The organism is Erythrobacter sp. (assembly GCA_019739335.1).
GTDB lineage: Bacteria > Pseudomonadota > Alphaproteobacteria > Sphingomonadales > Sphingomonadaceae > Alteraurantiacibacter.
Genome location: CP073261.1, coordinates 1,813,401 through 1,833,660, shown reverse-complemented (window position 1 = coordinate 1,833,660; position 20,260 = coordinate 1,813,401). Strand labels below are relative to the sequence as shown.

Annotated in this window: 20 protein-coding genes; 12 read left to right on the top strand and 8 right to left on the bottom strand. The window is 65.0% G+C overall.

Annotated elements, in window-relative coordinates; all coding sequences use genetic code 11:
* Window positions 1–6: 6 nt before the first annotated feature.
* The 3 genes from metH to JY451_09050 all read left to right on the top strand — a co-directional run bounded on the left by metH (window position 7) and on the right by JY451_09050 (window position 6,013).
* Window positions 7–2,685 carry a methionine synthase gene (metH, locus tag JY451_09060; protein QZH73923.1) on the top strand — a complete coding sequence of 893 codons (2,679 nt, stop codon included), beginning with the start codon at window positions 7–9 and terminating at the stop codon, window positions 2,683–2,685.
* Window positions 2,686–2,779: 94 nt separating this feature from the next.
* The gene (locus tag JY451_09055) at window positions 2,780–4,417 is read left to right on the top strand and encodes a hypothetical protein (GenBank protein QZH73922.1); all 1,638 of its coding nucleotides are present in this window, start codon (window positions 2,780–2,782) and stop codon (window positions 4,415–4,417) included.
* A 12-nt stretch (window positions 4,418–4,429) separates the two neighbouring features.
* Window positions 4,430–6,013, top strand: coding sequence for a cryptochrome/photolyase family protein (locus JY451_09050; GenBank protein ID QZH73921.1), 1,584 nt, complete (start codon window positions 4,430–4,432; stop codon window positions 6,011–6,013).
* A 41-nt stretch (window positions 6,014–6,054) separates the two neighbouring features.
* On the opposite strand, the gene JY451_09045 is transcribed toward JY451_09050, so the two are convergent.
* From JY451_09045 to JY451_09030, 4 genes are all read right to left on the bottom strand, one after another.
* Window positions 6,055–6,504 (bottom strand): hypothetical protein, encoded by a 450-nt coding sequence (locus JY451_09045; protein ID QZH73920.1) that lies wholly within the window; start codon window positions 6,502–6,504, stop codon window positions 6,055–6,057.
* A 74-nt stretch (window positions 6,505–6,578) separates the two neighbouring features.
* On the bottom strand, window positions 6,579–6,884 hold the full coding sequence (locus JY451_09040) for a DUF1971 domain-containing protein (GenBank protein ID QZH73919.1): 306 nt from the start codon (window positions 6,882–6,884) through the stop codon (window positions 6,579–6,581).
* A complete protein-coding gene (locus tag JY451_09035) occupies window positions 6,881–7,345 on the bottom strand; it encodes a hypothetical protein (protein ID QZH73918.1) in 465 nt (154 codons plus the stop codon). The genes JY451_09040 and JY451_09035 overlap by 4 nt, the downstream gene beginning before the upstream one ends.
* Window positions 7,338–7,823 (bottom strand): group III truncated hemoglobin, encoded by a 486-nt coding sequence (locus JY451_09030; GenBank protein QZH73917.1) that lies wholly within the window; start codon window positions 7,821–7,823, stop codon window positions 7,338–7,340. Before JY451_09030 ends, JY451_09035 begins: the two co-directional genes overlap by 8 nt.
* Window positions 7,824–7,903: 80 nt before the next feature.
* On the opposite strand from JY451_09030, the gene JY451_09025 reads away from it, so the two are divergent.
* Window positions 7,904–8,338 carry an Rrf2 family transcriptional regulator gene (locus tag JY451_09025; protein QZH73916.1) on the top strand — a complete coding sequence of 145 codons (435 nt, stop codon included), beginning with the start codon at window positions 7,904–7,906 and terminating at the stop codon, window positions 8,336–8,338.
* 109 nt (window positions 8,339–8,447) lie between these two features.
* A complete protein-coding gene (locus tag JY451_09020) occupies window positions 8,448–9,272 on the top strand; it encodes a methyltransferase domain-containing protein (GenBank protein ID QZH73915.1) in 825 nt (274 codons plus the stop codon).
* 15 nt (window positions 9,273–9,287) lie between these two features.
* On the opposite strand, the gene JY451_09015 is transcribed toward JY451_09020, so the two are convergent.
* A complete protein-coding gene (locus JY451_09015) occupies window positions 9,288–9,500 on the bottom strand; it encodes a hypothetical protein (protein ID QZH73914.1) in 213 nt (70 codons plus the stop codon).
* 151 nt (window positions 9,501–9,651) lie between these two features.
* The gene (locus tag JY451_09010; protein QZH73913.1) at window positions 9,652–10,686 is read right to left on the bottom strand and encodes a methylated-DNA--[protein]-cysteine S-methyltransferase; all 1,035 of its coding nucleotides are present in this window, start codon (window positions 10,684–10,686) and stop codon (window positions 9,652–9,654) included.
* Between the two features lie 79 nt (window positions 10,687–10,765).
* Between JY451_09010 and JY451_09005 the strand changes: the two genes are divergently transcribed.
* From JY451_09005 to JY451_08975, 7 genes are all read left to right on the top strand, one after another.
* The gene (locus JY451_09005; GenBank protein ID QZH73912.1) at window positions 10,766–12,337 is read left to right on the top strand and encodes a trypsin-like peptidase domain-containing protein; all 1,572 of its coding nucleotides are present in this window, start codon (window positions 10,766–10,768) and stop codon (window positions 12,335–12,337) included.
* 273 nt (window positions 12,338–12,610) lie between these two features.
* Entirely contained in the window at window positions 12,611–13,168 is a 558-nt protein-coding gene (locus JY451_09000) for a F0F1 ATP synthase subunit delta (protein QZH73911.1), read from the top strand.
* A gap of 48 nt (window positions 13,169–13,216) precedes the next feature.
* Entirely contained in the window at window positions 13,217–14,746 is a 1,530-nt protein-coding gene (locus tag JY451_08995; protein QZH73910.1) for a F0F1 ATP synthase subunit alpha, read from the top strand.
* A 24-nt stretch (window positions 14,747–14,770) separates the two neighbouring features.
* Window positions 14,771–15,640, top strand: a complete 870-nt coding sequence (locus JY451_08990; protein ID QZH73909.1) for a F0F1 ATP synthase subunit gamma — start codon at window positions 14,771–14,773, stop codon at window positions 15,638–15,640.
* Window positions 15,641–15,651: 11 nt separating this feature from the next.
* Entirely contained in the window at window positions 15,652–15,987 is a 336-nt protein-coding gene (locus JY451_08985) for a hypothetical protein (GenBank protein ID QZH76658.1), read from the top strand.
* A gap of 57 nt (window positions 15,988–16,044) precedes the next feature.
* Window positions 16,045–17,502, top strand: coding sequence for a F0F1 ATP synthase subunit beta (gene atpD, locus JY451_08980; protein QZH73908.1), 1,458 nt, complete (start codon window positions 16,045–16,047; stop codon window positions 17,500–17,502).
* Window positions 17,503–17,615: 113 nt separating this feature from the next.
* Window positions 17,616–17,873, top strand: coding sequence for an ATP synthase F1 subunit epsilon (locus tag JY451_08975; protein QZH73907.1), 258 nt, complete (start codon window positions 17,616–17,618; stop codon window positions 17,871–17,873).
* Between the two features lie 115 nt (window positions 17,874–17,988).
* Here JY451_08975 and JY451_08970 read toward each other — a convergent pair whose 3' ends face one another.
* The gene (locus JY451_08970; protein ID QZH73906.1) at window positions 17,989–19,341 is read right to left on the bottom strand and encodes a sulfatase-like hydrolase/transferase; all 1,353 of its coding nucleotides are present in this window, start codon (window positions 19,339–19,341) and stop codon (window positions 17,989–17,991) included.
* A gap of 68 nt (window positions 19,342–19,409) precedes the next feature.
* Window positions 19,410–20,231 (bottom strand): S1/P1 nuclease, encoded by an 822-nt coding sequence (locus JY451_08965; GenBank protein ID QZH73905.1) that lies wholly within the window; start codon window positions 20,229–20,231, stop codon window positions 19,410–19,412.
* Between the last annotated feature and the right edge of the window lie 29 nt (window positions 20,232–20,260).

The window sequence follows — 20,260 nt, the reverse complement described above, 5'->3', positions numbered from 1 at the left end:
ATACGAATGACCTCCACTCCCAAGACCGCCACTTTCGTCAATATCGGCGAGCGTACTAATGTCACCGGATCGGCGGCGTTCAAAAAGCTCATCATGGCGGGCGACTATCCCGCTGCGGTCGAAGTCGCGCGCCAGCAGGTCGAGAACGGCGCGCAGGTGATCGACGTGAACATGGACGAGGGGCTGCTCGATGCGGTCCACGCCATGACCACTTTCCTCAAGCTGATCGCCGCCGAACCGGATATCGCCCGCGTGCCGGTGATGATCGACAGCTCCAAGTGGGAAGTGATCGAGGCGGGGCTGAAATGCGTCTCCGGCAAGCCGATCGTCAATTCGATCAGCCTCAAGGAAGGCGAAGAGCCGTTCCTCGAAGCCGTGCGCAAGTGCCGCGATTATGGCGCTGCCGCCGTGGTGATGGCCTTCGACGAGAAGGGCCAGGCCGACACCAAGCAGCGCAAGGTCGAGATTTGCGAGCGCGCCTACAAGCTGATGCTCGCCAATGGCTTTCCCGCCGAAGACATCATTTTCGACGCCAATATCTTCGCCGTCGCCACCGGGATGGAGGAGCATGACCGCTACGGGCTCGACTTCATCGAGGCCGTGGGCGAGATCAAGACGCGCTGCCCGCACGCGCTGACCAGCGGCGGCCTCTCCAATCTCAGCTTCAGCTTTCGCGGCAACGAGCCGGTGCGCCGGGCGATCCATTCGGTGTTTCTTTACCATGCGATCCCCGCGGGGCTCGACATGGCCATTGTCAACGCCGGGCAACTTGATGTGTACGACACCATCGATCCGGTGCTGCGCGATGCCTGCGAGGACGTGGTGCTCGCCCGCCGCCCCGATGCGACCGAGCGGTTGATCGCGCTGGCCGAAAGCTATCGCGGCACCGACGCGGTGGCGGAGAAGGCAGCGGCGGAATGGCGCTCGCTCCCCGTTGCCAAGCGGCTTGAATATGCGCTGGTCAAGGGGATCGACGCGCATATCGTCGAAGATACCGAAGAAGCACGGCAGACCGTCACGCGCCCGATCGAAGTGATCGAAGGCCCGCTGATGGACGGGATGAACGTGGTCGGCGACCTGTTCGGTTCTGGCAAGATGTTCCTGCCGCAGGTGGTCAAGTCGGCGCGGGTGATGAAGAAGGCGGTCGCCCACCTCATTCCGTTCATCGAAGCCGCCAAGGAAGCCGGGGCCAAGCCCAAGGGCAAGATCGTGATGGCGACGGTGAAGGGCGACGTCCACGATATCGGCAAGAACATCGTCGGCGTGGTGTTGCAGTGCAACGGCTACGAAGTGATCGATCTCGGCGTGATGGTGCCGTGGTCCACCATCCTCGACACCGCGCGCAAGGAGCAGGCGGACATCATCGGTCTGTCGGGCCTCATCACGCCTTCGCTCGACGAAATGGTGACGGTTGCGGAGGAAATGCAGCGCGCCGGGATGAACCTGCCGCTGCTGATCGGCGGAGCGACCACCAGCCGCCTGCATACCGCGCTGCGGATCGACACCGGCTATGAAGGGCCGGTGATCCACGTGCTCGATGCCAGCCGCGCGGTGGGCGTGGCCAGCCGCCTGCTGTCGGACACCCAGAAGGCGGCGTTGGTCGAGGAAACCAAGGACGAATACCAGGCGATGCGCGACAAGCGCGCCGGGGCGACGCAGAGCACCCTGCTGACACTGGCCGGAGCCCGCGCCAAGGCGTTCACGCCGGATCTGTCGAAGAAAGCTCCCGCACCCGCGCAGCCGGGGCTGCACGTGTTCGATGACTGGGACCTGGCCGACCTGCTCGAAGTGTTCGACTGGACGCCGTTCTTCCGCAGCTGGGAACTGGCGGGGAACTACCCTGCGATCCTCGACGACGAAGTGGTGGGCGAAAGCGCCCGCACGCTGAAGGCCGACGCCGATGCGATGCTGGAGACGATCATCGCCGAAAAATGGCTGACCGCGAAGGGCGTGTGCGGCTTCTGGCCGTGCCGGCGCGAAGAGGATGATATTCTCCTTTCTCCCCTCCCGCTGGCGGGAGGGGCCGGGGGTGGGCCTGAAATGCAGGGCGTGGTCGTTCCCACCCCTGACCCCTCCCGCCAGCGGGAGGGGGAGATTCGTCTCCCCATGCTCCGCCAGCAGGTCGCCAAGAGCCGCGACCGCGCGAACTACTGCCTCGCCGATTTCATCGATCCGGCGGGCGACTGGATCGGCGGCTTCGGCGTCGCCATCCACGGCATCGATCCGCACATCGCCCGCTTCAAGGCGGAACACGACGACTATTCGGACATCCTGCTGAAAGCCTTGGCGGACCGCTTCGCCGAAGCCTTTGCCGAACGCCTGCACCAGCACGTCCGCACCACGCTGTGGGCCTACGCGCCGGACGAGAACCTCTCCAACGAGGACCTGGTCCGGGAACGCTACGCCGGAATCCGTCCTGCGCCGGGCTATCCCGCCTGCCCCGATCACTCGCTCAAGCCGACGCTGTTCGACCTGCTGGATGCGGGCACCAACGCCGGGATGGTGCTCACCGAAAGCAACGCCATGCTTCCGACCAGCGCCGTCAGCGGCCTCTATTTCGCCCATCCCGAAGCCAGCTATTTCGGCGTCGCGCGGATCGGGCGAGACCAGCTGGAGGACTATGCCGACCGGCGCGGTATGGATCGCGGTGTGGCGGAGCGGTGGCTGCGGCCCAATCTCGACTGAACGCAAACCATGCACCTTCGGCCCCTTGCGTAACAGGTTCAAGTGGTTACAACCGGCACCATAACCAGAACGCTAACGGGACTTACGCACTGGCATGACAAACCGCGTCTTCACGGCGATTGCATCGCTGTTTCTTCTCGCCATCACGCTCGCTCCCGCCGCACAGGCGCGTGACTGGTACGTTGCCGAAACCGAACATTTCATCGTCTATTCCGAAGATACGGAACGCGGAACGCGCGAGTTCGCGCAGGATCTTGAACGGCTCGACGAAGTCTTGCGCATTCTCACCGGAGTCGGTCAGGATGACGAGGACCTCCCGGAATCGAGCAAGGTCACCGTGTTCAGGTTTGGCAGCACGGCAGATATGTCTGCTCTCGCGGCGAATAATCGCAACAGCGGCATTGGTGGCTTTTTCATCGGCAGGGCGCACGGATCGGTGGCCTTCGTTCCCCGGACGCAGGATCGCCGCCGCGAGCGGAGCGCGCAACAAGGGATCGATCGAGACATGATGCTCGATCCCAAGGCCACGCTGTTCCACGAATATGTGCATTACTTCATGTTCCAGCATCGCGATGCGCCCTATCCGCTGTGGTACAGCGAAGGCTTCGCGGAACTGTTCTCGAACGTCGAGTTTGAGGAGGATCACTTCATCATCGGCGAAGTTCCGAGCTGGCGCAGCGCTTCGCTGGCGACCATCTCCATCGATCTCGAAGACACTTTCGATCCGCCCGCACGGCCAGATCGCTACACAACCGGGCGGACTTATGCGCATGGCTGGCTGATTGCGAGCCATCTCAATCTGAATGCCGAGCGCCGGGGGCAGATGTCCAATTACATGGCAGCCATTGCCCAGGGCAGGACACCGATGGAAGCAGCCGAAGTGGCCTTTGGCGATCTGGATGTCCTGCGGCGCGAACTGGAGGATTTCCGGCAGGGGCGCGCGCGCACTCTTCGGGTGCCCTATGCTGTCGATGCCGATCCGGCCGTGGAAATCCGTGCGCTGGACGAAGCCGAAGCAGCGCGCATGGACTTGATGATCCTGTCCAAGCGCGGTGTGGACGAGGACGAAGCCCGGCGGCTGGTGACGCAGGCGCGCAGCCTGGTGGCAAGCTATCCGCAAAGTACCGCGGTGCTGCTCGCGGCTGCCGAAGCCGAGTTCGATGCCCGCAATTACGATGAGGCGGAAAGCCTTGCCCAGCGGGTGCTGGAAATCGATCCCGGTTCGACAATGGCGGCAATCTACTATGCCGATGTCGCGCTGCAACGTTCGTTCACAGATCCGGCCCAACTGAGTGTCGCCCGCAGCCGATTTGCTGCGGCGAACCGGATGGAGAACGACCACGCCTATCCGCTCTATGCCTATTATCTCACCTACCTGTTCGACGAAGGGCAGGAAATTCCCGAAGATGCCAAGATCGCGCTCGAGGCCGCCTTCGGCTACGCGGCCTTCGACAGCAGCGTGCGGCAGGCTCTGATCCATCTGCTGCTGACAGAGAACCGGCCCGACGAGGCACGGGTTCTGGGGTCAGGATATCTCTCCGGGCGTGGCGGCTTCGCCTGCATGATGCGCAAGAAGTTCGACGAGTTTACCGCGGGCAACACCGCCCCGCTGCTGGAGGAAGTGCGCCCCGATCACCCCGGCGAATATCTCGACGAAGCCGCACGCGAAGCACGGAACGACGAGCAGGAAGCCGAGATCAGGGAATACGGCTGCGAGGTGGAGGGCGACTGAGACACGGCCTCCATGGCCGCGCCCGTCCTCGTCCTGATCCTCGGCGACCAGCTCTCTCCGGCCATCGCCTCGCTGAAAGGCTGCGACAGGGACCACACCATCGTGCTGATGATGGAGGTGTGGGACGAGGCGACCTACGTCCGGCATCACCAGCAGAAGATCGCGCTGATCTTCTCCGCCATGCGCCACTTCGCTGCCGGGCTGGCGGCGGACGGCTGGCGGGTCGATTACGTCCGCCTCAGCGATCCCGACAACGCCGGCAGCTTCACCGGCGAACTGGCCCGCGCCGTCGAACGTCACCAGCCGCGCGCGATCCGCGTGGTCGAGGCGGGCGAGTGGCGGGTGCAGCGCGAGATCGACCTCTGGGCGGACAAATTCGCCTGCCCCGTCGACATACTGCCCGATGACCGCTTCCTCTGCTCGATCGCCGAATTCCGCGACTGGGCCGAGGGCCGCGCGCAGCTCCGCATGGAGTACTTCTACCGCGCAATGCGCCGCAAAACCGGGCTGCTGATCGAGCCCGACGGCACACCCACTGGCGGCGAATGGAACTACGACGCCGCCAACCGTAAGCCGCCCAAGGGCAACATGTTCGCCCCCCGGCGCCCGCGCTTCGCCCCCGATGCCACCACCGCCGAGGTCATCGCACTGGTGCAGCAGCGCTTCGGCACCCACTTCGGCACGCTCGACACCTTCGCCTGGCCCGTCACCCGCGCCCAGGCCGAAGAGGCGGCAGACAGCTTCATCACCCAGCGCCTCGCCAGCTTCGGCGACTACCAGGACGCGATGGTCCACGGGCAGGACGACCTGTGGCACTCGCTCCTCAGCACCTCGCTCAACTGCGGCCTGCTCGATCCGCTCGACCTGTGCCGCCGCGCCGAGGCCGCCTACCGCGCCGGCAAGGTGCCGCTCAATTCCGCCGAGGGCTTCATCCGCCAGATCATCGGCTGGCGCGAGTATGTGCGCGGCTTCTACTGGCTGCACATGCCCGGCCTTGCCGCCGACAACGCGCTCGACGCCACCCGCCCGCTGCCCGAGTTCTACTGGACCGGCGACACAGACATGCGCTGCATGGCCGATGCCTTGCGCTCCACCCGCGACAATGCCCACGCCCACCACATCCAGCGGCTGATGGTGCTCGGCAACTTCGCCCTGCTCGCCGGGATCGCGCCGCGCGAGGTGCAGGACTGGTACCTCGCCGTCTATGCCGACGCCTACGAATGGGTCGAACTGCCCAATGTCGCGGCGATGGTGCTCTATGCCGATGGCGGGCGGCTGGCGAGCAAGCCCTATGCGGCCAGCGGCAATTACATCAACACCATGTCGGACTACTGCAAGCAGTGCCGCTACAAGGTGGCGCAGAAGACCGGCGAGGGCGCCTGCCCGTTTAACCCGCTCTACTGGCACTTCATGGACCGCCACCGCGAACGGCTGGAACGCAACCCCCGGATCGGCCGGATCTTTGCCACCTGGGACCGGATGGGCGAGGCGAAACAGCGCGAATATCTCGCCAGCGCTGAAGCCTTCCTCGCCACGCTGGAACCTGCCAGGCCGGGCTGGGCGCGGGCGGTGCCGGCGGGCATTGTGGACCACTGACCGGGGGCTTTTCCGAAACTTTGCCGAACCGCGATCGAGCTTCACCCATTGCCCCTCGCTTCCCTCGCGTCGAGCCGCCGCAGCAGCCGGAAAAGCGCGGAATTGTGCGGTTTGCGGCGGATCGCGGTCATCGCCCCGCGATAGATTACCGGCTGGACGAGACCCGCCTCGACCTGCGCAATCAGCGCCGCAACAGTGACCTTTCGATAATCGAACTTTGCGCGCGGGGTGTGGCCGGAACCGGGCGGCGAGAGCACATGATCCCAGGCCCGCGCAAAGTCCTCCGCCCCTGCCCGCACGCGCAACCGATGCGGCGCTTCGCGCGCCATCCCCACCCCCCGCGCCGCCGCCGCGACCGATCCGGTGGCATAGAGCAAGGCCAGAAACTGGCACTGCCGCGCAACCGTCCAACCGTCCCGCCGCGACCGCAACGGGACCGGCGCGAACAGCGGAGGCCGCCTGCGGACACGATGCGCGGGGAGTTTCGCCATGCGGGCGAGGGTATGGGGGATTGGGGGGGTAGGAAAGAACTTAGCGCAATCGCACCCGCACCCGCACCCTTGCCTTACCCTTCCGAAAGAAACTCGATCTCCAATTCGAATTCCTCGCCCAGCGATTGCAGATGGTGCGGAACCGTGGGCGGCACGATGATGGTTTGCCTGGCCCTCACCACCGCCACGCCCCCCTTGTCCGCCCCATCATCATCCCAGACAAAGCCGATGCTGCCCGACTTGACTTCAACCCTGCCCCAGTTGCCTTCCTTCAGGCGATGTTCGCGCAGCAGGCCGCCGGGGAGGTTGGCGGAAGTGAACGGCCCGATGCGGCGATAGCTTGTGACCGCCTCCGGGAGAGCGAAGCGGTTCGCGGTCAAATTGCGGCACCCGAAAGTGCGATGATGATCGCCACGGCCAGCCCGAACAGTGCCACCGCCAGCGGGACCACAAGGATCTGCCCATAGACGGCCTTGCGGTCCATCGGCCCGAAATGCGTCATCAGGAAACCGTCACGATCCAGAACCGATTGCTTCGCCCCCGGATTTTGCGCGATCAGCACCCGCGCCACGGCGAAGAAGACGGTGACATAGACCAGCGAAATCGCAATGCCGAAAGCGGCCTTGCCGCTGCCTCCGAGTGCCGCAAACATGCTGGCAAGGAACAGGCCGTAGCAGGCGATCATCGCCACCCAGATCCGGCCGGGAAGCTCGAACCCGCGCGCTTCGGGCTGCGCCACGGGGCTATCGACAGGGGCAATCGCAATGGCGATTTCGGGGAGCATGTCGGGATAGCGTTCGGCAACTTCGTATTCCCGGCGATCTGTTGCATGGTCAAACATGGGGAAGGCTCCTTTTTGCGCGGCATCCTTCGATGCCCTCTCTCTTGATGGCGATTCCGGTGAGCAGGCTTTCGGCAATCATCCGCGCGCGCGCAGCGACCAGCCGGGTGGCGCGCGGCTCTTCCTCCATGGCGCGAAGGTTCGCGTAGAAAAGGTCAAGCCAGCGGGTGAAATGCACTTCGGTAAGGCCGGGAATGGCCATGTGCCTGGCCATCGGATTGCCCGAAAACTCACCGCTGTTGTGCAGGATCGAACGCCAGAACTGTTTCATCCGCGCCAGATGAACGGGCCAGTCGGCAATGCGTTCGGCGAAGATCGGGCCGAGCAATTCGTCCGTCCGGATGGATGCGTAAAACCGCTCGACCATTTCGGAAATGAAGACGCTGTCGATCCCCATCGCCTCGGCTTCGGCACGCTTGGCCGCGCGGGCATGGAGAGCGTGTTGGCGGGCATCATCGATCTGGGCAGCCTGGGACATTGGTTCGACTCATATATCGGTATCTGAAATACCTAATTAGACGGCTTGCCGATAAAAGCAATATCTTATATACCTATTAAATGCAGCTCAGCTTGAAGACCGATTATGCCCTGCGTATGCTGATGGCGCTGGCTTCCACCGAAGGGGTCCTCTCGGTCGAATGGATGGCGGAACATTACGGCATATCGCGCAACCACCTCGCCAAGGTGGCGCAGCAGCTCAACGCTGCCGGCTATGTCGAAACCACGCGCGGGCGGACGGGCGGGATGCGGCTCGCCCGAACGCCTGAGCAGATCAATATCGGCGCTGTGGTGCGCGAATTCGAACGGTTCGAAGGGTTCGTCACCTGCATGGGCGGCGAAGGAAATTGCGTGATCAACGGCGTGTGCGGATTGAAACCGGCGCTGGGTGGCGCGCTGCAGGCCTTCCTGACCTATCTGGAGCGATATACGCTGGCTGATATTGCCGACCGGCCCGATGCCATTCTGGCGCGGCTGGAATCGCATCGGGCGTAAACGACCGGCATTACCGGACTGGCTATCCAACCTCCGTCTTGTCCCGATCTCCAACCTACGCCAAGGAGGGCCCCCACAGCCAACCCCGGACCCCTCCCCACACCCCCCCATGCGCAAAGCCCTCCCCATCATCGCCGCGCTTGTCGCCACGCTCGCGCTGTTCTTCGGGGCGGCGTTCGGGTTCGATGCTTCGGCGGTGCGGGTTGCCTTGGGGATCACGCCGCCGCTCGATGTGCCCTATGTCACCACCCGCTCGGCCATGGTCGATGCCATGCTCGACATGGCGCAGGTGGCCGAGGGCGATCATGTGATCGACCTGGGCACCGGGGACGGGCGCATCCTGCTCGCCGCCGCGCGGGACCGGGGCGCGGGCGGCTTGGGCGTGGACCTCGATCCGACGCTGATCGAAGACGCGCGCGAGGAGGCGGAGCGGCTGGGCCTTTCGGAGCGCGTTACCTTCCGCGAGCAGGACCTGTTCGCAACCCCGCTGGCCGAGGCGGACGTGGTGACGATGTTCCTCCTCCCCGAAGTCAACCTGCGGCTGCGCCCGCGCCTGCTCGCCGAGCTGCGCCCCGGTGCCCGCGTGGTCAGCAACCGCTTCGACATGGGCGACTGGCGCGCCGACGAGATCCGCCGGGTGAGCGGGTACAACGCCTATCTGTGGGTGGTACCCGCGCAGGTGGCGGGGGAATGGCGGCTGGAGGTGGACGGGCAGGCGGTACCGCTGGTGCTCGAACAGCGCTACCAGGAAGTCAGCGGTACGGCGACGGTGGCGGGCGAGGTGCGCCCAATCGCGGCGGTGTTGCGTGGGGGGGAGCTGCGCTTCAGCTTCGAACTGGATGGCGAGCGGCGAGCATTTGCGGGCGTGGTGGCGGGGGAGCGGCTGGTTCCTGCCGATGGAGCAGCGTGGCAGGCCGCGCTGGTCAGCGAGTAGCAGGCGGCGGCGCTGTCAGGCCGCGTCGGACTGTTTGAGCGAAGGCGCAAGGATCCAGAACCCGCCCGATGCGGCGCTGCTCAGCGAGGCGAGTGGCCTGCCGTCTTCGAACAGTTCGATTGCGCGGCCGTCGCAGTTGCGCTGGGCGCGGAACAGCGCTTCTTCGGCATCGGTCGCGGCGAATTCGATTGCACTTCCCGGCGCTTCCCGCCCGGACTTCCATTCCATGCGATAATTATGCCTTAAAGTTCTGTTCCGTTCACCCATGCGACCGACTCCTTAATGTCAGCGCATTGTTCCCGATTCGCGGATTTGCGGCCATTACAAAGGTTTGGTTCGCAGCATATTTGGCGCCGTAGTTCTCCGTAGGTCGTATCCGTTAACCGGACTGTCCCTCGCGCCGCAGCAGTTCGGCCTTGATCTCCAGCCCGTAGGCATAGCCGCCCAGCTTGCCGTCCGCCGCGATTACCCGGTGGCAGGGGATCAGCACCGCCACATGGTTCGCTCCGTTCGCCCCGCCCACCGCGCGGCTGGCCTTGGGCTGGCCGAGCCTGGCCGCGAGTTGGCCGTAGCTGAGCGTCTGCCCCGGCGGGATGCGGCGCAGTTCCTCCCACACGCGCTGCTGGAACGCGGTGCCCTGGACATCGAGCGGGATCGCCTGCGCGGAGCCGGGGGCTTCGACTGCCGCCGTCACCTGTTCGAACAGGGCTTGGAATGACTCACCGGCGGGGATCAGCTCGGCTTTGGGGAAGCGGGCGCGCAGTTCGCTCTCGCCCTCGTTGAAGGCGAGGCAGCACACCCCTTTGTCGGTTGCGGCGACGAGCATCGGGCCGAGGGTGGTTTCCACCACCGCCCAATGGATCGCCCGCCCCGCCCCGCCATTGCGCCATTCGCTCGCCGTCATGCCAACATCCCTCTGGTCATCATAAAAGCGCGAAGGGGCGGAATAGCCCGCGGCATAGATCGCATCGCTCACCCGCTCCTCCCCCGCCAGCGCTTCCCCGGCCCGCTCGCGCCGCAGGGCACGGGAGTAGGCGGCGGGCGAGAGGCCGACCGCGCGGGCGAAAATGCGCTGGAAATGGGTGGGGGAATAGCCGGTCACTGCTCCCAGCTTCTCCAACGGCACTGCCCCTTCCGCATCGCGCAACAGGGCGAGCGCCTGCAAGACCGCCGCTTCCTCGCGGCTCTGCTGATCGGGCGCGCAGCGTTTGCAGGCGCGCAGGCCCGCTGCCTCGGCTGCCTCGGGCGTGGCATAGAAACGCACGTTCTCCCGCTTGGGTGCGCGGGCCGGGCACGAGGGGCGGCAGTAGATCCCGGTCGAATGCACGCCGGTGACGAAAACGCCATCGAAGCGGCGGTCCTTCGCCAGCGCGATACGCCAGCACTCGGAATCAGTGAGGGGTTGGTCTGTCATGCCGCCTGCATAGCCTTACCCGCAATGCTGCGCGTCCCGAAGCTTGCGGTCAATGTCGCGTGCATTAGAGAGAGCTGTGATGACCCGCCTGTTCTCCCTGCTTACGCTGCTGCTCGCCATGGTGCTGGCGCTGCACCCAGCCCCCGCCAGCGCCGACCCCGCCGATATCGACGCGGCCACGCGCGGCGTGGTGCGGGTGGTGATCATCGGCAATGACGGCGGCGAGATCTTTCCGGTCTCGCACGGAACCGGCTTTGCCGTGGGGGGAGAGCGGATCGTCACCAATGCCCACGTGGTGCAGCAGGCAATAGCGGACAACCGGCTGGCGATCGGCATCGTCCCCGCCGATGGCGACCGCGCGGTCTATGCCCGGCTCGTTGCAGTCAGCGTGCGCAACGATCTGGCGCTGCTCGAGGCGACCGAACCGCTCGGCCTGCCGCCGCTGACCGTGGCGGGCAATCCGGCCCAGTCGGGCGCGGTCACCGCCATCGGCTATCCGCTCAATGTGGACCGGGCGCAGGGGCTCAGCTTTTCGGACATGTTCCGCGCCCAGCCCCCGGTTACCGCTACCGGCTTCCTTTCGGGCCGCCGCCCCAGCCGCGAAATGGACACGCTGCTCCACACCGCGCCGATCGCGGCGGGCAACAGTGGCGGACCACTGGTGGACGACTGCGGGCGAGTGATCGGGGTCAATTCGTTCGGCACGCTGAGCGAGGGGTCGGGCGCGGAATTCTTTTTCGCCATTTCCACCCGCGAGCTGCTGCCGTTCCTGCGCGCCAACAATGTCACCCCGCGCCTGAACGCTGCCGAATGCCGCAGCCTGGCTGAACTCGATGCCGAAGAACGCGCCCGGCAGACCGCCGCGCAAGACGCGGCCGAACGCGCCGCCGAAGCTGAAAGCGAAGCCAGCGCCGAACGCACTGCCGAACTGCGCCGCGCGATGGGCTATGAAGTCATGACCGAGCGCGACAACGGCCTTGCGCTCGCTTTCCTGTTCCTGCTGCTCGGGATCGGCGCGAGTGCGCTGGCAGGGTTCGGCCATTTCCGGCAGGATTTCCGCCTGCGCGCCGCCGCCGGGAGCGTGGCCGTAGTGGCAATCGTGGCAGCGAGCGTCGCCTGGTTCACCCGCCCCTCCTTCGCGCAGATCGACCACCGCGTGGAGGATGCCTTGCGCACGTCGATGGCGGAGGCCGAGACCGGCGAAATCGCGCTGGCGGCTCCCACGGATGAAGCGGCCTACACGTGCGTCCTCGATGCCACACGCAGCCGCGTGGTCGGCGATCCGGAGGAGGATATCCCGCTGGAATGGTCCGCCGACGGCTGCGTCAACGAACGCACCCAGTACGGGCTCGAAAGCGGCGAATGGACCCGCGTGTTCGTGCCCGCGAGCGAGGCCGCCGTCTCGATCAATCGCTTCGATCCGGACAAGGGCGAACTGGTGATGGAACGCTACCTGCTGGACCGCGCTTCGATGTCCACCGCCCGGACTGCGCGGGGGGATTATGCGGCTCCGTCATGCGGTGCAGGGGAAGATGCTGCGCGTGAACTGGGGAGCCACCAGGCGGCGATTTTGGCGGGATTGCCGGAGCGGCCGAACGAGCGGCTGGTTTATCGGTGTGAGGCCGCATCCGAGTCCTCGGGAGCAAATTGATTAGCACCACCCCCGCTCACCCTGAGCTCCTCGAAGGGCAGCCAGCCCGCCAGCCCCGCGCGAAGCATTGTGGCTATGCTTCGACAGGCTCAGCATGAGCGGGTATTGGGAGGGCGCACCCACAAACCCTATTCCCCCGCACCACCACCCACCCCACCGGGTTGCATCGCAGCAAAGCCGATGCTAGGCGCGCGCCAGCCGTGACGGGGTCTTGCATCCCGATTCCCCGGCATCACACTTTTTCCGTTACTCGGACCCAAGAGGACTTCGCGCGTGGAGCTTTCCGCCGGTATAAAGGCAAGCCTGGCAGGGCGTTATGCCAGCGCTCTATTCGATCTTGCCAGTGAGGCGGGCACCGTCACGGCGGTGGAGAACGATCTCGACCGGCTCGATGCCGCCCTGCGCGAATCGGCAGACCTGCGTGCGCTGATCACCAATCCGGAAATCAGCCGCACCCAGATCGCCGCCGCGATGGCGGGCGTGGGCAATCTTCTCGGCCTCTCGGAACTGACCCGCCGCTTCCTCGGCGTGCTGGCGGAAAACCGCCGCGTGTCCAAAATCCCGGCGATGATACGCGCCTTTGCCAGCATCGCTGCCGCGCAGCGCGGCGAAGTGCAGGCCGAAGTCGCCAGCGCCCATGCGCTGACCGACGAACAGATCTCCACTCTCGAATCCCGCCTGCGCGCCCGCGAGGGCCGCACGGTGAAGCTGAAGTCGCGCGTCGACCCCGACCTTTTGGGCGGGCTCGTCGTCACCATCGGATCGCAGCGGATCGACTCTTCCATCCGCACCCGTCTCAACTCGCTTGCCCAAGCCATGAAGAGCGCCTGAGCCAGACGGCTCCCGCTCCAACCAACCAGCCAACAAGAAGGCAGACACATGGAAATCCGCGCCGCAGAAATTTCGAAGGTCATCAAGGACCAGATCGCCAATTTCGGCACCGAAGCCGAAGTCAGCGAAGTCGGTTCCGTCCTCTCGGTGGGTGACGGGATCGCCCGCATCCACGGGCTGGACAAGGTGCAGGCCGGCGAAATGGTCAAGTTCGCCAATGGCGTGGAAGGCATGGCGCTCAACCTGGAAGCCGACAATGTCGGCGTTGTGATCTTCGGGTCGGACACCAACATCAAGGAAGGCGACAGCGTCAAGCGGACCGGCACCATCGTGGACGTTCCGGTGGGGAAGGGCCTGCTGGGCCGCGTGGTCGATGCGCTCGGCAATCCGATCGACGGCAAGGGCCCGCTGGTCGACGTGACCCGCTCGCGCGTCGAGGTAAAGGCCCCGGGCATCATCCCGCGCAAGTCGGTGCATGAACCCGTGCAGACCGGCCTCAAGGCGATCGACGCGCTCGTGCCCGTTGGCCGTGGCCAGCGCGAACTGATCATTGGCGACCGCCAGACCGGCAAGTCTGCCGTCGCCATCGACACCTTCATCAACCAGAAGGGCGTCAACGCCGGCACCGACGAAGGCAAGAAGCTCTACTGCATCTATGTTGCCGTCGGCCAGAAGCGCTCGACGGTGGCGCAGATCGTCAAGAGCCTCGAAGAGAACGGCGCGATGGAATATACCATCGTCGTCGCCGCGACCGCTTCGGAGCCCGCGCCGCTGCAGTACCTCGCGCCCTACACCGGCTGCGCGATGGGCGAATTCTTCCGCGACAACGGCATGCACGCCGTGATTGTTTATGACGATCTCTCGAAGCAGGCCGTCGCCTACCGCCAGATGTCGCTGCTGCTGCGCCGCCCGCCGGGCCGCGAAGCCTATCCGGGCGACGTGTTCTATCTCCACTCTCGCTTGCTCGAACGCGCGGCGAAGATGAATGACGAAATGGGCGGCGGATCGCTGACCGCTCTGCCGATCATCGAAACGCAGGCGGGCGACGTGTCCGCCTATATCCCGACAAACGTGATCTCGATCACCGACGGGCAGATCTTCCTCGAAACCGACCTGTTCTTCCAGGGCATCCGCCCGGCGATCAACGTCGGCCTGTCGGTGAGCCGCGTCGGCGGGGCCGCGCAGACCAAGGCGATGAAGAAGGTCTCGGGCTCGATCAAGCTGGAGCTGGCGCAGTACCGCGAAATGGCGGCCTTCGCGCAGTTCGGTTCGGACCTCGACGCCTCGACGCAGAAGCTGCTCAACCGCGGCGCGCGCCTGACCGAGCTGCTCAAGCAGCCGCAGTTCTCCCCCATGCCGTTCGAGGAGCAGACGCTCTCGATCTACGCCGGGACCAGCGGCTATCTCGATGCGATCCCGGTGAACCGGGTCAACGAATACGAAGCGGCGATGCTCAGCTACATGCGCAATGAACACGCCGACGTGCTCGCGGGCATCCGTGACAGCGGCAAGTTCGAAGGCGAAGTGGCGGACAAGGCCAAGGCCGCGCTCGATACTTTCGCCAAGCAGTTCGCATAAAAGCTACGGATCCAGGGAGCCGAAATGGCCAGCCTCAAGGAACTCAAGGACCGTATCAAATCGGTCAAGTCGACGCAGAAGATCACCAAGGCGAAGCAGATGGTCGCCGCGGCGAAGCTGCGCAAGGCGCAGGCCGCTGCCGAGGCCGCGCGCCCCTATGCCACGCGTCTGGCCGGGGTGATGGGTTCGCTGGCGGGCAAGGTCAGCGGCGATGCCGCGCCGCTGTTGCTGCGTGGTACGGGTTCGACCCAGCGGCACCTGCTGGTGGTGGTGAACACCGACAAGGGCCTCTGCGGCGGGTTGAACTCCAACATCGTCAAGGAAGCCAAGCTCCAGGCCAAGGCGCTGATTGCGGCGGGCAAGGACGTGTCGTTCTATCTCGTCGGGCGCAAGGGTCGCGCGCCGATCCGTCGCGAGCATCCGAACAGAATCGGCCATCACTTCGATACCTCGGACGTGCGCAACATCGGTTTTGCCGAGGCCGAAGCGATTGCCAGCGATCTGGTGGCGCGGTTCGAGAAAGGCGAGTTCGACATTGCCCACCTCGTCTACCCGACGTTCAAGAGCGCGCTGGTGCAGGAGCCGACCACGGTGCAACTGCTGCCCGTGCCCGCTCCTGAAGTGGTGACTGCTTCGGATTCGGTGGTCGAATACGAACCGGACGAGGAAGCGATCCTTGCCGAACTGCTCCCCCGCTACGTCAAGACCCAGCTGTTCGGCGCGCTGCTCGAACGCGAGGCGAGCGAACAGGGCGCTTCGATGACGGCGATGGACAATGCCACGCGCAACGCGGGCGAACTGATCGACAAGCTGACCATCCAGTACAACCGCAGCCGCCAGGCCGCGATTACGACTGAACTTATTGAAATCATCGCTGGCGCCGAAGCGCTCTAATCCGGGAACCTATCGTGAAAAAGCTCGCCTTCCTTCTCCCCGTGTTTCTCCTCGCCGCTTGCGGTGAAGAGCCGGCACCTGCGCCCGCGCCCACCGCGACGCCCGAGCCGGTGGCCACCCTGCCCGCGACCGATCAGGATCTCTTTGCCGAACTGCTGGCGGAGGCCTGCCCGGATCTCGAACCGGTCAACACCGCCGTGTGTCGCCGCGGCATGGGAGCTACGACAGTCGCTTGCGACTACGGACTGGGCGAAGACGAATTCATGCGCAACGACGCTACCCTTGTGGTCAACGAAGCCGGTGACGGCTGGATGATCCAGGACCCGGAAGCGGTTTGCGCCCAATAACCGCTGTCCAACCCTTATCTCTATTTTCAACCTTTCAGGACGCCACAGGAAACCAACATGGCCACCGCACCCGCATTCAACATGACGACCCATGGCAGCATCAGCCAGGTCATCGGCGCCGTCGTCGACGTGACCTTCCCCGGCGAACTGCCCGCCATCCTCACCGCGCTGGAAACCAAGAACGGCGACAACACGCTGGTTCTCGAAGTGGCCCAGCATCTGGGTGAAAACACCGTCCGCACCATCGCGATGGATGCGACGGAGGGCCTCACTCGCGGGCAGGAAGTGATCAACACCGGCGCGCAGATTTCCGTGCCCGTCGGCCCCAAGACGCTGGGCCGGATCATGAACGTGATCGGCCAGCCGATCGACGAGCTTGGCCCCATCGGCGCCGAACGCTCGATGCCGATTCACGCCGAAGCCCCGCTGTTCGTGGACCAGTCGACCGAAGCCGACATTCTCGTCACCGGGATCAAGGTGATCGACCTGCTCGCGCCCTACGCGAAGGGCGGCAAGATCGGCCTGTTCGGCGGCGCCGGCGTGGGCAAGACCGTGCTGATCCAGGAACTGATCAACAACATCGCCAAGGGCCACGGCGGCGTTTCGGTGTTCGCCGGCGTGGGAGAACGCACCCGCGAAGGCAACGACCTCTATCACGAATTCCTCGACGCAGGCGTGATCCAGAAGGACGAGAACGGCGTTGCCACGTCCGAAGGTTCGAAGGTGGCACTGGTGTTCGGCCAGATGAACGAGCCTCCCGGCGCGCGTGCCCGTGTGGCGCTCTCGGGCCTGACCATGGCCGAATACTTCCGCGACGAGGAAGGCCAGGACGTGCTGTTCTTCGTCGACAACATCTTCCGCTTCACCCAGGCGGGTTCGGAAGTGTCGGCGCTGCTCGGCCGTATTCCTTCGGCGGTGGGTTACCAACCGACGCTGTCGACCGACATGGGCAACCTGCAGGAACGCATCACCTCGACCACCAAGGGTTCGATCACCTCGGTGCAGGCAATCTACGTGCCTGCCGACGATTTGACCGACCCGGCGCCTGCCACCTCGTTCGCCCACCTGGACGCGACGACCACGCTGAACCGCGCGATTTCCGAACTCGGCATCTATCCGGCGGTGGACCCGCTCGATTCGACCAGCCGCGTTCTCGAACCCCGCGTTGTCGGCCAGGAGCATTACGAGACCGCCCGCAAGGTCCAGGAAACGCTGCAGAAGTACAAGTCGCTGCAGGACATCATCGCCATTCTGGGGATGGACGAGCTGAGTGAAGAGGACAAACTGACCGTCCAGCGCGCACGCAAGATCCAGAAGTTCCTCAGCCAGCCGTTCCACGTGGCCGAAGTGTTCACCAACATTCCCGGCCAGTTCGTGCAGCTGGAAGACACGGTGAAGAGCTTCAAGGCGGTGGTCGAAGGCGAATACGATCACCTGCCGGAAAGCGCCTTCTACATGGTCGGCGGCATCGACATGGCCGTTGAGAAGGCCAAGAAGATGGCGGAAGAAGCCTGATCCAGACGTTCCCCTCCCGCTAGCGGGAGGGACTAGGGGTGGGCCCGAACCGCCCCTCCATGATTAGCCCACCCCCGACCCCTCCCGCCAGCGGGAGGGGAGAAGGAAAGAAAATGGCACTGCATTTCGAACTCGTTACCCCGTCCCGGCTGGTTCGTTCCGAGGAAGTCCACATGGTGGTCGTCCCCGGCAGCGAGGGCGAGTTCGGGGTGCTGGAAGGCCATGCGCCCTTCATGTCCACCATCCGTGACGGCGCGGTGCAGGTCTACAAGACCGAAGGCAGCGCGCCCGAAAGCATCGAAGTGCGCGGCGGCTTTGCCGAAGTGGGCGACAAGGGGCTGACGGTGCTGGCCGAGCACGTCGAGGGCTGATCGGCCTTCGTCCAATCCTCTCGTCATCCCGGACTTGATCCGGGATCCCGCTTTTCTGCTTCATCACTTGGACAGCTAGCGGGACCCCGGATCAAGTCCGGGGTGACGATAATGGTTAACGCCCCGCCAGTTCAGGCCCATCCTCCGCATGGCGCAGGTACACCCACGGCACCACATCGGCGGCAAAGCGGCTGCGATCGGTGCGGTCGAAGAACGGCGGGAAGTGATCTCCGACGATCAGGAAGTCGGTCGGCGGGAGGTCCGGGTCCATCGCCAGCCGGTCTATTTCATCGGCCAGATAGCGGTGCAACAGGAACAGGCGGCACAATTGCGGGTTCTCCGCCGCCCAGTCGCCTTCGCCCAGAGTACAGCTCAGCGTATCGAGGCTGGCGTCCTGCATCACCGGCAGGTGGGTGTTGAGGGTGAGGAAGTAGACGAATTGCGGCGCTTCCGCTGCCTTCAACTGCTCGGCGATCAGCGCCGGAACTTCGCGGTCGCACGATCCGGCGAATACGCCGCTGCAATGGGAGACGCCTTGCCCGGTCAGCCCGTCACGGAAAGTGAAGTCGGAAAAGCCGATCTGCGGATACCAGGTATCGCGCTGGAACAGGGTTTCCGAAAAGCCGTGGTAGGCGCGGGTCTCGTATCCCGCCGCCCGGTAGCGCGCGGGCAGGCAATCGGCGGCGAAATCCGCAACATCGGCATAGTCGCCGCGCACGTTGCACAGTTCGCGCAGTTCGCCGCTGGTGGTGGAGCCGTAAAAGGGAATCTCCCCGGCCGTAACATCGTAGCGCTGCCGCCATTGCGGGCGGTCCCAATCGGCAGCGAAAAGCGCCTGCTCCTGCGTTCCGGTGGGCACGCCCCAGGCTTCGACCAGGACCACCACCAGATGGCGTTGTGACGCATCGGGCCGGGCAATCCCCGCCTCCATGCTCGCGGAAACGAACGGTGCATCGACCGGTGGGGCGCGGCGATAGGTGCTGCGGGTGGACTGGGTGGCCATGTAGTCCGCCGCCAGCAGCCCCATGATCGACAGCACGGCGAGCAAGTAGGACATCGGCGAGGAGAACCGCGGCACTTGTGGCGCCTTCGCGAGTGCCAGCCAGATGGAACCCACCAGCACCACCCCCGCAACGATATATTCCGGCGAGCGGAACGGCTTCACCTCCAGGATGAAGGGCAGCAGGAAATCGAACTTGCCGGTATCCAGGTTGAACAGCACCAGCACGTAGTAATAGCTGACATAGGCGATCAGTCCCGCCAGCACGATCCGCTTGGGCCAGACCCACGGCACCTGCGCCGCCACCAGCGCGACAGCCGCAAACAGGGTGAGTGCGGGCGTCATCGGCGGGCCGCCGACGAACCACATCAGGATGATCGCCAGATTGGGCACCAGCAGCCAGAACACCAGCCAGCGCAGCGGAAAGTCGCGGATCAGGGACGACTGGGTATGCGCGGCGGGGGGCATGGGCCACGCTCTAGGAAATTGTGGTAAACAGCAGGTAAATTTGCCGTCCGAAAGCTAGGGCATCCAGGTCACGACTGCGGGGCGAAGACCCAGTCGAGGTAGGCCGCCAGCCGAACCCCGGACATGGCCAGCCGTTCCTCCACCGTGGGCATCCATTGCCAATGGTAATCGTAGTTGAGCAGTGCGGGGGATTCCGCCGTGCCCATGCCCATATCCGCGCTGGGGGCGGGGTAGATCCGGTCCCGCAGGGCGGCGCTCTCCCCGATCCAGCTCGCCGGGTTGGCGTCCCACCATTGGATGACCTGCTCCGGCCCGATGCGGCCATCGAGCCGCGCTGCATATTCGGAGAACGAGAGCTGCTGGCGCAGGATCATCCCTTCGTCCCACACCCAGTGGAGGTTGGTCTGCGTGTCGAACCAGTTGACGATTACATCGTTGCCGCCCCGGTCGGTGCCGTTGCCTGCGTGCAGCGGCATGTGCAGGTCGGAGACGATGTGGACCACGAAGCGCAACGCCAGCGCCTTTTCCTCGCGGCTAGCCGTGTCGCTCCGGAGGACGGCGGTGAAGCGCTCCAGAGCGGTCACCGCGTCGCCTTCGGGCGGATGGACCAGCGCCTCGGCATCGGTGCCCTCCAAGGTGACATAGTGGAGCGGCCCCGCCTCCTCCTGCCAGAACGGCGCGGGGTTGGAGCGTTGCTCGTCGGGCCAGGTGCCCGATTCGGGCAGGCCTTCGCTGCCGAGTATCGACGCAATTTCCGCACGGGTACGGCCACTGATATTGTCTTCGGCAATTTCCGCACTGACCCGGTGGCCGATTGGCCCCCACGCCTGGGCAGGAGCGGAAAGTGCGAGCGTGCTGGCGGCGAGTGTGAGAGCGAGGATCTTGGTCATGCGGGCAGCATTAGACCCTGTTGAAGTCA

What these genes read in the sequence shown, in the direction of transcription:
- JY451_08990 (QZH73909.1), top strand. Translation starts at nt 14,771, where the DNA reads ATGGCCAGCCTCAAGGAACTCAAGGACCGTATCAAATCGGTCAAGTCG.
- JY451_09050 (QZH73921.1), top strand. Translation starts at nt 4,430, where the DNA reads ATGGCCGCGCCCGTCCTCGTCCTGATCCTCGGCGACCAGCTCTCTCCG.
- JY451_09045 (QZH73920.1), bottom strand. Translation starts at nt 6,504, where the DNA reads ATGGCGAAACTCCCCGCGCATCGTGTCCGCAGGCGGCCTCCGCTGTTC.
- JY451_09015 (QZH73914.1), bottom strand. Translation starts at nt 9,500, where the DNA reads ATGGAATGGAAGTCCGGGCGGGAAGCGCCGGGAAGTGCAATCGAATTC.
- JY451_09035 (QZH73918.1), bottom strand. Translation starts at nt 7,345, where the DNA reads ATGTTTGACCATGCAACAGATCGCCGGGAATACGAAGTTGCCGAACGC.
- JY451_09055 (QZH73922.1), top strand. Translation starts at nt 2,780, where the DNA reads ATGACAAACCGCGTCTTCACGGCGATTGCATCGCTGTTTCTTCTCGCC.
- JY451_09020 (QZH73915.1), top strand. Translation starts at nt 8,448, where the DNA reads ATGCGCAAAGCCCTCCCCATCATCGCCGCGCTTGTCGCCACGCTCGCG.
- JY451_08975 (QZH73907.1), top strand. Translation starts at nt 17,616, where the DNA reads ATGGCACTGCATTTCGAACTCGTTACCCCGTCCCGGCTGGTTCGTTCC.
- JY451_09025 (QZH73916.1), top strand. Translation starts at nt 7,904, where the DNA reads ATGCAGCTCAGCTTGAAGACCGATTATGCCCTGCGTATGCTGATGGCG.
- JY451_08965 (QZH73905.1), bottom strand. Translation starts at nt 20,231, where the DNA reads ATGACCAAGATCCTCGCTCTCACACTCGCCGCCAGCACGCTCGCACTT.
- atpD (QZH73908.1), top strand. Translation starts at nt 16,045, where the DNA reads ATGGCCACCGCACCCGCATTCAACATGACGACCCATGGCAGCATCAGC.
- JY451_08995 (QZH73910.1), top strand. Translation starts at nt 13,217, where the DNA reads ATGGAAATCCGCGCCGCAGAAATTTCGAAGGTCATCAAGGACCAGATC.
- JY451_08970 (QZH73906.1), bottom strand. Translation starts at nt 19,341, where the DNA reads ATGCCCCCCGCCGCGCATACCCAGTCGTCCCTGATCCGCGACTTTCCG.
- JY451_09030 (QZH73917.1), bottom strand. Translation starts at nt 7,823, where the DNA reads ATGTCCCAGGCTGCCCAGATCGATGATGCCCGCCAACACGCTCTCCAT.
- JY451_09005 (QZH73912.1), top strand. Translation starts at nt 10,766, where the DNA reads ATGACCCGCCTGTTCTCCCTGCTTACGCTGCTGCTCGCCATGGTGCTG.
- metH (QZH73923.1), top strand. Translation starts at nt 7, where the DNA reads ATGACCTCCACTCCCAAGACCGCCACTTTCGTCAATATCGGCGAGCGT.
- JY451_09010 (QZH73913.1), bottom strand. Translation starts at nt 10,686, where the DNA reads ATGACAGACCAACCCCTCACTGATTCCGAGTGCTGGCGTATCGCGCTG.